Origin of the sequence: Pseudovibrio sp. WM33, assembly GCF_001623165.1 — a bacterium.
GTDB lineage: Bacteria > Pseudomonadota > Alphaproteobacteria > Rhizobiales > Stappiaceae > Pseudovibrio.
Genome location: NZ_LMCK01000047.1, coordinates 1 through 11,352, shown reverse-complemented (window position 1 = coordinate 11,352; position 11,352 = coordinate 1). Strand labels below are relative to the sequence as shown.

The following is an 11,352-nucleotide window of genomic DNA, read 5'->3' as shown; positions in this document are numbered from 1 at the left end:
AAGATCGGCAGGTAGAAGTCTCCCGCCATGAGATCATCTCTGGCGTTACCATCATCACATTACTGGAAGCGCCGGTGCGACGGTTTACTATTGGAGATACTTTCCAGATTAAGGCCGGCTGTGACAAGCTCTGGCAGACCTGCATCGAGAAGTTCAGCAACGGCGATAACTACCGCGGCTTCCCGCATATTCCCGGCAATGACACACTGATCCGGTATGCCGCGAACAGCCGTGGCCATAAAGGCGAGCCGTTGTGAGTGAAGATCAATCCAAGCGCATTATAACAGCAGCGCGGCGCTGGATCGGTACGCCCTATCACGATCAGGCCAGCCTCCGCGGTGTAGGCTGTGATTGTCTTGGGCTCATTCGCGGTGTCTGGCGGGAGGTCATTGGCGATGAGCCAACCGACATTCCTCCCTACACACGGGATTGGGGGGAAACTGGAGACATAGAGGTTTTAGCGGAAGGGGCGAGAAAATGGCTGCAACCGGTGCCTGTCGAAGACATCAAGCCCGGCTGCATTCTGCTGTTTCGGATGAAGGATACCGCGATCGCTAAGCACTGCGGGATCATGAGCGACACCAGCCATTTCATCCACGCCCATGAGCGAGTTGGTGTGATCGAACAACCGCTCGCCACTGCGTGGAGGCGAAGGCTGGTATTTGGGTTTAAAACCTCTGCAACTTAGAAGAAAGTAAAACTGTAAGCTGTAGCGCCATTTCACTCTGTACGCGGTACGGTAGTCTCACGCTTCGCTCAAGCTTACTTACTTTTCATGTATTTGGTGGAATGACCTCTAAGGTTGCCTACAACAAAGCTAAAAAGTCTATTATTGGCAGCACCAACTTCCGTTTTTGGGGTAACGGCAAGCTCAAGAAATGACGTGTCTACTGGACAAACAACAGACTATTTATTTATCCAACAAACCACACGCCCTGGCAAAACTAGTTCCAAATTCAGTAAACTGAAGTTGCAACGACATGAGTCCCTGCCACATAGAATGAGTAAATATGCTTTCTGGTGGCTGCGAATTTGACCTAGTCTTTTCACCCAATGCCTCTACTTGCTCACGTAAGCTTTCAAAGTAATCGCTAATCGCATTAACATCCTCACTTGATGTACGAAAATATGACATTTCAGGAAGATCAGACGTTACCCGTTCAATGATCCCAAGACGCAAGAGGTTGCTTGACCAAGAGGTTCCATTCAAATCAGTGAGGCCATATAGTTCTGCCTTTTCCTGAACCAAGGAATTAAATTCTGATCTGAGCTTGCTATTCACTTCTTCTCGTTTCGCCAGTTTTACCTGTTCCTCTGGTGTAAGGCTAAATAAATTCACAGGCGCGAACTTAGAGGAGTTTTGTTCAAGCTCCTCATTTGAGCAATGCACAAATGCGAGAAAGTCAATAATCTTTGCATCAAGCGGTGAAAGGCTCTCCAAAACGCTGACAAACGGGCGTTCAGCTTTGACATCAGAATCTGGGTTAAGAGATTGGGCAAAAATCCCTGCCCAAAGATTACGGACAGTTTCATCATCACTTAGAGATAGGCCATTTACTAAAAGGTGTAACTCCTCCTCTTTTGGAGGAGAAATAGTTTCTATCGAGATACCCGCCTCTTCCAACTTTTTTCTTGTTTCAGACAGGCCAATTTTAGCATTCATTTCTCGCTTCCGACGCACGCGGTCAGACAATATCCCGATTGTATCGCCAACAAGACTTCCCAACTCCTTCGCTGGCGGTTTAAGCAGGTCAACAACTACTTCTGCAAGCGAATGACGTATTTCAGAAGGGATAGAGGTTACTTCATCAATCTCATTGGTGTCATTCATGTTGCTTCTACCCATTTGAAAATTCGCAAAAAATAGACTCAAGAACTTATCCCAACGCATGTGATAGAGGAACCCCATGGCTACACTTGTCCTTGGCGCTGTTGGCACCGCCGTGGGCGGAGCCATTGGCGGCTCCTTTCTTGGCGTGACCGCTGCCACCATTGGTGGTGCGATTGGTGCTGCGGCTGGCTCTTACATTGACAGCTGGTTGATCAGCACAACGCTCCCCGATCAGACCATTGAGGGCCAGCGGCTCAACCGCCTACAGGTCACCACCTCAACAGAAGGCGCAGTCATTCCCCGTGTGTTTGGCCGCATGCGGATCGGCGGCAACATCGTCTGGGCCACGGACTTTCGCGAGGAAATCAACCAACAGACCCAAGGTGGCGGTAAAGGCAGCGGGCCAAAGGTGACAACCACCACCTATGCCTACTACGCCTCCTTTGCTATCGCGCTGTGCGAAGGAACCATCACCGGCATTGGCCGCATCTGGGCTGATGGCGAGCTTATAGATCTGCAAGGTGTCACCTGGCGCTGGTATCCGGGCAATGAGGCCCAAGAGCCTGATGCTTTCATTAAGGCCAAGTTGGGTGAGGCCCCTGCCTATCGCGGCACCGCCTATCTGGTCTTTGAAGAGCTGCTGCTGGAAAGCTATGGCAACCGCATTCCTCAGATCACCGTGGAAGTGTTTCGGCCACTGTTGGACGGAACACCAGAAGGACGATTGCAGTCCGTTACGCTGATCCCAGCATCCGGCGAATATGTCTACGCCACACGGCAGGTGACCAAAACCAAAGGCGGCGCCAAGACAACTGGCATCAATGTGAATGCAGAAGCAACGCAAGCTGATCTCATCAGTGCATTGGACCGCCTGCAGGCCTCTGCGCCCAACATCAAAAGCATTTCGCTTGTGGTTGCCTGGTTCGGAGATGATCTCAGATGCGGAACTTGTAAAATCCGCCCAGGTGTCGATCAACCGACCAAGAATGCCAGCACGTCATGGAGCGTCAATGGTGTCAGTCGATCTGATGCTTTTCTGGTCAGCCGTGATGATAAGGAAGATCCAGTCTTTGGCGGCACGCCTGCAGATTTCTCTATTGTCGAGGCAATCAAGGAAATCAAAGCACGTGGTCTGCGGGTGACTTTCTACCCCTTCATCCTGATGGATATTCCACCAGCCAATACACTGCCCGATCCTTACAGTGATAATGCCAGTACAATCGGTCAACCCGCCTATCCCTGGCGTGGCAGGATAACGTGCTTCCCTGCTCCTGGTTTTGCTGGTTCACCGGACAAAAGCGAAGTAGCCGTTGGACAGGTGTCTGCGCTGTTTGGCTCTGCCACGGTTGGTGATTTCAGTGTGACAGGCACCAGTATTTCCTGGACGGGGCCACCGGGTGATTGGGGCCTGCGCCGCATGATCTTGCACTATGCCCACCTTTGCAAAGCTACCGGTGGTGTCGATGCGTTTCTTATTGGCTCTGAAATGCGGGCTCTTAATCAAGTCCGAGGACCAGCAAACAGCTTTCCTGCAGTCGATCAATGGAGCAGCCTTTTAGGCGATGTACACTCTGTATTGGGTTCAGATACCAAGCTTTCTTATGCCGCCGATTGGTCCGAGTATTTCGGCTTCAGGCTGGCAGATGACAGCGGAGACCTCTTCTTCCATCTTGATCCGCTCTGGGCTCTTGATGCCTGCGACTTTGTCGGCATCGACAATTACATGCCGCTTTCCGATTGGCGCGATGGGTTTGACCATCTGGATGCGCAGATCCGCCCGCACATCTACGATCAGAGTTATTTGAAGGAGAACATTGCCGGCGGCGAAGGTTTTGACTGGTTTTATGCAAGTTATGCTGACCGCATTGCGCAGGTGAGAACCCCAATCACAGATGGCGCTCATAACAAACCCTGGGTGTTTCGTTACAAGGACCTGCAAAGCTGGTGGAGCAATCAGCACTATAACCGCCCGAGCGGTGTAGAAGAGGTAGCGCCAACTGCCTGGGTACCACAGAGCAAGCCCATCTGGTTTACCGAGTTTGGCTGCCCTGCCGTGGACCGCGCCACCAACCAGCCCAATGTGTTCATTGATCCCAAGTCATCGGAATCCAAAGCGCCCTACTTTTCTCGTGCCTGGCGTGATGATGCCATTCAACGGGCCTATCTGGCCGCCACACTCAGTTATTGGCAAGAGCCGAATAACAATCCCACATCAAGCGTCTATGACGGTCCCATGCTGGACCTTGGCAATTGCTCTGCCTGGACATGGGATGCCCGACCTTACCCCTTCTTCCCGGAGCTCATCAATGTCTGGTCAGATGGTGAGAACTGGCGACTGGGGCACTGGCTTGGTGGCAGGCTCGGAGCTGTTGGGCTCGGCGCGCTGGTCAAGCACCTATGCGAACGCGCTGGGCTGTCTGGAGATCTGATCGACACCTCTGATCTTTATGGTGCCGTTGAAGGCTATGTGATTTCTGCGTTGCAAAGCCCGCGTGCATCAATTGCCGTGCTGGCCCGTCACTTCGGCTTTGATGCGGTCGAAAGCCAAGGCATCCTGCATTTCAAGATGCGTGGCCGCGGTGCTGTTAAACGCCTTGAGCTTGATGATCTGATGGCAGCACCAAAAGACACCGAACCCATCGAGCTTGAACGCGCACAGGAAACCGAACTGCCCCAGGCGCTCAAATGGTCTGTTATCCGAGCCGATGAAGACTATGACGCCATCCAGGTGGAAGCGCAGCGGGTAACGGTACAGGCAAGCCGCATATCATCAGAAAACTTCCCGCTTGCCGTTGCCCCGGAAGAGGCAGAGCGCCGGGTGCGCCGCGCCCTGCAGGAGGCCTGGGTTGGACGCGAAGGCGCCAGCTTTGCGCTACCGCCGTCAGAGCTTGCCCTTGATCCGACAGACTTGGTTTCGCTGGATCATGATGGCCGAAGCTATGATCTGAGACTCTTGAGTGTGAATGATGGCCTGGAGCGCAAGGTGACCAGCATCCAGCAAGACCGCCAAGTCTACGATATGCCGCCTGGACCATCGCGGAAAAGAACAGATGGCGCACTTTCGCAGGCCGTTGTCTTTGGCAAGCCGCTGTTTGCGTTTCTCGATCTGCCGCAGCTCTCAGACAGTACTCCTGCTCATCAGCCGTTGATGGCAGCTTATGCCGATCCCTGGCCCGGTATCCTCAATGTCTATCGCAGTCAGAGCGAGGCTGGCTTTAAGTCCGTTGCGCAGATCACCACACCAGCTCAGTTTGGGGTAACAATGGAGCCTCTTAAGCGAGGTCCTACCTCCAGGTTCGATCTTGGCAATGAACTGGTAATCTCAGTTTCCTCTGGGACCATCGAGAGCATTCCAGATTTAGAACTTTTTGCCGGCGGCAATGCCTTTGTGGTTGAGACTGCTCCAAACACCTGGGAGATCATTCAGGCCAGCAGAGCAGAGCTCTTAGCGCCTAGCACTTACAAGCTCTCGCACTTACTCCGAGGTCAACGTGGTACGGAGAACGCTATCGCTGATAGTGTCCCGACAGGCGCAAGGGTTATTCGCCTTGATGATAATTTGGTTCTGGCTCCCATCACTTTGAGCGAGATAAGCTTGCCGTTCCGGTGGCGTATCGTGCCCAGCAGAGCCTCGCTTTCTGATCCTGCCACGTTGGCATTAGGCTTTGCACCAGAAGCCAATGGTTTGCGCCCGTTCTCTCCGGTTCATGTTGCCCAGCCCAGTCGCACAGGACGGCTGCCCGGCGATCTCACTCTCTCCTGGATCAGGCGTTCTCGCGTGCCCGAAGCGGATAGCTGGCTTTTGCGCGATGTGCCACTGGTTGAAGAGGTCGAGGCCTATGAGGTGGAGATCTTCAAAGACGGCTCAGTAATCCGCACGCTCACTTCCGCGACCAGTAATGCTGTTTACACCAGCGTGCAGCAGATAGAGGACTTCGGCGCTGAACTCCCTGTCGAAGACATGCTCACCATCCGCATCTACCAGCTCTCCAACACCTTGGGTCGCGGCACACCGCTTACCGCCACTTTGCACTTCTGAGGCAACGACCATGTCAGAGACAACCTCTCGGCTTGCCCTGCCCTACATCACGGCAGCGCAGGCACAAAAACATGTCACACACAATGAAGCCCTTCGCCTGCTCGATGGTCTCATTCAAATGCGGGTCCTCAATTCAACTTCGGCGGCACCGCCAAGCGCTCCGAGTGAAGGCGACGCTTATATCGTGAATTCTCCCGCCACAGACGCATGGACTGGCTGGGAGAAGGATATGGCCTTTTATGCCGATGGCAGCTGGTTCCGGCTGCCGGCCCTTGATGGCATGCGTGCTTGGGATGCGGGAGCTGGCACGTTGCTGATCTACACCGCCGGAAGCTGGAAAGCCCTTCCCGAAGTACTGAGCCTTGTGAAGTCAGCGCCGCTGGTTCATATCGCCAGAGGGCCGCTTGGAGGCACCACAGGCCTGGGTGTTCTGGAAGAAACCCTCGCCGACCTAGCAGGATCTACTGTCGAAACCACCATTGCCATTCCCGATCGCTCCATCTGCCTTGGCGTTTCCACCAGAACAGTCACCGCAATCACCGGGGCTACGTCCTATGACTGTGGCATTGACGGCGAACCTTCCAAGTTCGGCGGCTCCCTCGGCATTGCTGTGGGCAGCACCAACAAGGGCATCATTGGCCCGCAAGGCTTTTACGCTGATACGCCCATTCGCCTGACCACCAAGGACGGCGACTTCACTGGGGGCACCGTCAGCGTGGCGATCCATTATCTCAGCGTCGGCGTACCGGAAGCCCCATGACCAACCTTGGCGAGATCATCAATGCGCTGGGCGGCGGGCCAGCAGCCGTTGCTATTGTCGGTCTGGGCTTCTTTGCCTGGCGGGTTCTTAACTGGTGGCGTGAAGACACCAAGGAATACAATGCCGCCCTTCGCGAGATCCAGAAGGAGGCCACAGAAGGCCTGCAAGCGAGCACTGAGGCCATTCGCGCCTTAACCGAGGAGATCAAACGCCGTGATTAAAAACCTCCTGAAAACCGCTCAACGCCCCAAAGAGCAGAGATGTAAGACCTGCAGCCGGCAAGCGGTGCTAGCCGTGCGTCAGAAGCGCCAGGAGCTCTGCCAGGCTCTTCAGGAACTGGCACAAGCGAGAAAAGCCAAAGACTGAGCCTGACGCCTACCCATCCCAAAGAACTCACCTCTTCAAGCTGCCTTCGGGCGGCTTTTTTTTATGTCTGGAGAACCAACTATGACCTACACCACACGGGACATCCAAGCCCGACTTGCTGCGCTGGGCTATGATCCCGGTCCCATCGATGGTCTTGATGGACTAAAGACAAGAGCGGCGATAGCTGAGGCGTTGAAAGCGCGGAACGTGAAGCGCGTCGAGGAGTTGTTTCACACCTCAGGCCTTCACCGCATTATCTTGCATTGGACAGCTGGCGCGGACGGGCTCATTGAGCTGGAGCGACAGCACTACCACCTCATCATCGATCGGGAAGGTCGAACACATGCAGGAGCACTTAAACCGGAAGCCAATGCCAATTGCCTCGATGGCAGCTATGCCGCCCACACCAGAGCGCTCAATACCGGGTCCATTGGCGTAGCCCTTGATGCCATGGCGGACGCAAAACATTCACCATTTGAACCGGGCAAATATCCAATCACGCAGGTGCAAGTTCAGGCACTTGTTGAGACGGTTGCTGATCTCTGCGAGACTTATCAGATCCCGGTCAGCCCATACTCCGTTCTTACCCACGCAGAAGTTCAGCCAACGCTGGGCGTCAAACAACGCAGCAAATGGGATATCGCCTGGCTGCCGGATATGGCATTGCCTGGAGAACCCGTTGAAGTGGGTGACAAGCTACGTTCTCTCTTTACAGCTGCAGGGCTCTGAGCTTTCAAGTTACTGCGGCGACAACTGACAGGAAACTATCTCTCGTTGAAAGTGCAAACAGATCACTGGGCCAGCAGCTGCCATTCGACAGATTCCATCAAGGGTTGTTGCTGTCTACATAACGGGCCTTCTGAGTACCTTAACGGGTAGTCCTTCATGGGTCTGTATGATCACTAGATTAAGAGTGAACAATGGAGCAAAAGTTGAAATCGTCAGGCCAGCTTCAAAGATTTCTGATAGTCTTCTCCGGCCTGCGCAATCTCATCGTTCCACCTCATCATCAACGTTCCGAAATCGACACTCAACTCCACCGTATCAACGCTTTACCACAATGGAAACAAGCCGCGATGCTTCACACTTAAAGTGCGGCTGGAGAAAACTAGCGCGGACAAATTCAGGCTGGCCTTTGATAGCGCCATCAAAGGCCAGCCTGCTGGGAGCAAATTGAACCGCTTTGTATTAATTGCTTTTGCTGAAAATTCGCGTTTTAAGGCTAGATACCAGTATCTTGAGGCAACCGACAATCAGCAGGACAATGACACAACGAAGCTCCTTACAGGGTAAGATAACACCCGAAGTTCTGGAAAAAGTCTTTACCGCCTCCTTTGAGTTGATCTTTGAAAACGGCCGCTCCAATCTCACTTTAGAAGCTATTAGCGAGCGGTCCGGCGTATGCCTTGAAGCGCTTCAAATGCAGTTTAAGGGTGATCAAGACCCTGTCGCTCCTGCAATGCGATGGTATATTATGCGGTTTAGCCAAGAAGTTCGTTCCAGTTCCGCATTGTTCTCAGACCTGTTTTCACGCATGCATTCCATGTTGATGGATTTTGCCGAACTGTGTGCTGCTCAATACAAAATGGAGGGCAATCTGTTCTGGTCTACCGTTGGAGATATCGCCCGATATGATCCAGAATTGCGTGAAGAATATCTTGAGCTGCGATCCATGTGGGCAGAAGACATTCGAAGCAGATTAAAAAACCATCGCCGGGAATTGAATGACGATGTTGACATCGAAGCTCTCACTCAGTTTTTTATGATGGTGTTTGAGGGCATTATCGAAATGGTCAAGTTTGACACGCCGTTGGAAGACGTACGCAAAGCAATCGACACAGCCATGATAATCCTCAGTAAGCACATGAAAAAAAATGATCTCGAACGAGATTAGGCCTTTGAGTGCCCGCCTCCATCAAAAGGTTTGCTCGTAAGGTCCCGTTAAGACGGATTTGAATTTCGCCTGCCTTTCATCAGCTACTATGGAACAGGCTTGCAGATTTGAATAAAGGAGTGTTTTGCCTCATCGTTGACTCTTAATCTAGTGATCAGGGCCAACTGCGGACCTTCGGGCGTTAAAATCAAGGGTTGAGCCAGTTCCACCACGAGGCGTCTTCAATAGCCCCAGCAAACGATCTGTAACTACTCCGGTAGGCCCATAGCGGATAAAGAGCTCATCATTCAACAGTCATCCGGTTGCCACGACCGAATTGTTTCGTAAAGTTTTTTGATTTCAGGTGAGAGAGACGGATCGAAGGCGCAGAGTTTCTTTCCATTTTCTTCCCAAAAAGCCGCCCGTCGCTGAGCTAGTACTCTTTTGCTGCCGTAAGACGGTTGCAAAGAAAGACTGTCGGCGTCTAAATAGCTTTCAATTGTGCGAATAACAGCATTATCTTTGTTGTACCACAAGCCAATTTTATGCCCGTACTCTAAGAGTCCGGTGACCTCAGATCTAATGTACTCTTTGGCCGCAGAAAAATTAGAAGAGTCATATACTTGTCCGTCATCGTTTAATTTACTATCGCTATCAATGATGACGTAAGCATGCCGACTAAAACTAAACATCTTGATCAGTTTTTCTTTTTCAAAGTCGTGTTCTTCGCCAGTCGAGTTATCAATGGAGATGGCATCCAGCAAAGCACCGCCATACATCTGAAATTCGAAGTGTTGGCCTTGTTGCAGATTTTTCAAGCGATTTTCCCTTGCAAACATGTTCAACCAGGCCCTCAAGTATATAACATCGGAGGGACCTTCGACCCAAACGACGCCATTGCATTGCAAGAGGTCACTACCAAAGACCCCCAACTCATCAAGAATTCTACTGGTTGAACCCTCGATCTCCCGGATACTAGTACAAAGCGACTGTCGCTCTACATACTGTTCTCCTCTCTTCAGGTGGAGGTTGGGATTATGATCTCTGACGCGAGCATTTGCTGGATCGAATGATGTGTCTGTCCAAGAAGAATGAACTTCAAAAATCTTGGCTTGTTCTTGGAGACCCAGAAAATGTTGCAAAACAACGGAGGAGTGAGTCGTAACGAAGAATTGAGAGGCTTTAGGATCATGGATTACTTCCCAGCTTGGTCGATTTCCGTGTCGAGTCGCTAACCAATTCTGCCAAGCCTCTTCCACTTCATTAATATTGCTATCAGCAGTTTGGCTTCGGTTTCCGGGGGTTGCTATCCATGTCAAAATTCTAAGCAATCGGCGCAATGCTCTGGGTTCAATTCCCATTTCTGGTTCATCAAGAAGGATAACTTGGCCATTCGCTACGAGTATTTGATGAACCAACTTTGCGACACGCAACGTGCCGTCTGACCACCAAGTTCGGTTGAATGACACAATCCCGCCGCCGCGTATGTCTTGAGGAGATGCCTCTTTGGTTGGCATTGAGTGTGCAGGGATGCGAGAATGTGCCTCGCTAAGATATCCAGGACCGATGACTTTTAAGTCTCTTTGGAAAATATAGGATAGGATAAAAGACAATCTTCGGTGCAGATCACGCGCCTTATGCGAGACCATCATTTTTTCGAAATCGGAGTCGCTCAAATCGGATTTTACTAGCGTTGTTCCGCCTTCTAACCTTATCAGGTCTCCAGAAACCAAAGTGTCCATTTCGAATTTTACAGAAAGCTGTTCGTCCCGTTTAGTTTCCCCCTTGGATTCAAAGTTAACTGTAATTTCTCCGCAATCAGCGTAGAATGGTGACCTGTCACAAATGGAGTCACTTTTTAACTTGATAAGATATATTGGTGGAGCCGATATATTAGGCCCTTGTTTGATTAGCGTTGAACCTCGAACTTTTTTGTACTCCCAACCAACATTATTGATTAACTTGAAGACATTTGATTTTCCGGATCCGTTTCTGCCGATTAGCAAATTTAAAGATCTACAGCCTGTAACTCCCTGACCTTCTGGTCCAAAGGATAGAACGTTTTTTGCAAAAATATCTTTTATGAACAAATGTCACCTGTTTGAAAAGTACGCTTCATGCTTAAGTTTTAGCTCAACATCAAGAATGATGCATATCTCTTGATATACGCACGATACACTTATCAAACAGGAATGACCCTAAGTTGCAGAAACATGTTTGTACAGGTTGCCCGACTTCAGGTTGAATGTCCGCAAATGGTCAGTTCGTCTTCAAGCAAGAATAGTCCTAAGGAAATGGGCGTTCCTGAGTAGCTCTCAGCTTGCTAACTGGCGCTTTGTAGCAGGTAACTCACTGCCCTACCTTGGAGGCCCTCCCCCGTACTGATCCGCGACTGCGATCGTCATTTCCCACCCCCATCCAGTTATTACCCGTCTCGCGAACATGTCTTTTGTTGACGTGGTGTTGACGCGAACGCAAAAAGC

9 protein-coding genes are annotated in these 11,352 nt (G+C 51.3%); 7 read left to right on the top strand and 2 right to left on the bottom strand.

What is annotated here, in order from left to right:
* Together PsWM33_RS28400 and PsWM33_RS08950 are read left to right on the top strand one after the other, a co-directional pair.
* On the top strand, positions 1–257 hold a 257-nt coding region (locus PsWM33_RS28400), incomplete at its 5' end, for a phage BR0599 family protein (RefSeq protein ID WP_244276676.1).
* Positions 254–688 carry an NlpC/P60 family protein gene (locus PsWM33_RS08950; protein ID WP_063299979.1) on the top strand — a complete coding sequence of 145 codons (435 nt, stop codon included), beginning with the start codon at positions 254–256 and terminating at the stop codon, positions 686–688. The genes PsWM33_RS28400 and PsWM33_RS08950, both read left to right, overlap by 4 nt.
* Positions 689–910: 222 nt before the next feature.
* Here PsWM33_RS08950 and PsWM33_RS08945 read toward each other — a convergent pair whose 3' ends face one another.
* A complete protein-coding gene (locus PsWM33_RS08945; protein ID WP_193778383.1) occupies positions 911–1,831 on the bottom strand; it encodes an Abi-alpha family protein in 921 nt (306 codons plus the stop codon).
* 76 nt (positions 1,832–1,907) lie between these two features.
* On the opposite strand from PsWM33_RS08945, the gene PsWM33_RS08940 reads away from it, so the two are divergent.
* From PsWM33_RS08940 to PsWM33_RS08915, 5 genes are all read left to right on the top strand, one after another.
* A complete protein-coding gene (locus PsWM33_RS08940) occupies positions 1,908–5,870 on the top strand; it encodes a baseplate multidomain protein megatron (protein WP_063299977.1) in 3,963 nt (1,320 codons plus the stop codon).
* Positions 5,871–5,880: 10 nt separating this feature from the next.
* Positions 5,881–6,630 (top strand): DUF2793 domain-containing protein, encoded by a 750-nt coding sequence (locus PsWM33_RS08935; RefSeq protein WP_063299976.1) that lies wholly within the window; start codon positions 5,881–5,883, stop codon positions 6,628–6,630.
* Positions 6,627–6,851 carry a hypothetical protein gene (locus tag PsWM33_RS08930; RefSeq protein WP_063299975.1) on the top strand — a complete coding sequence of 75 codons (225 nt, stop codon included), beginning with the start codon at positions 6,627–6,629 and terminating at the stop codon, positions 6,849–6,851. Before PsWM33_RS08935 ends, PsWM33_RS08930 begins: the two co-directional genes overlap by 4 nt.
* A 226-nt stretch (positions 6,852–7,077) precedes the next feature.
* Positions 7,078–7,725 carry a peptidoglycan recognition protein family protein gene (locus PsWM33_RS08925; protein WP_063299974.1) on the top strand — a complete coding sequence of 216 codons (648 nt, stop codon included), beginning with the start codon at positions 7,078–7,080 and terminating at the stop codon, positions 7,723–7,725.
* Between the two features lie 535 nt (positions 7,726–8,260).
* The gene (locus PsWM33_RS08915; protein WP_208986564.1) at positions 8,261–8,890 is read left to right on the top strand and encodes a TetR/AcrR family transcriptional regulator; all 630 of its coding nucleotides are present in this window, start codon (positions 8,261–8,263) and stop codon (positions 8,888–8,890) included.
* Positions 8,891–9,177: 287 nt separating this feature from the next.
* Here the strand turns inward: PsWM33_RS08915 and PsWM33_RS08910 are convergent, their stop codons facing one another.
* Complete coding sequence (locus PsWM33_RS08910) at positions 9,178–10,959, bottom strand: AAA family ATPase (RefSeq protein WP_063299973.1); 1,782 nt, start codon at positions 10,957–10,959, stop codon at positions 9,178–9,180.
* Between the last annotated feature and the right edge of the window lie 393 nt (positions 10,960–11,352).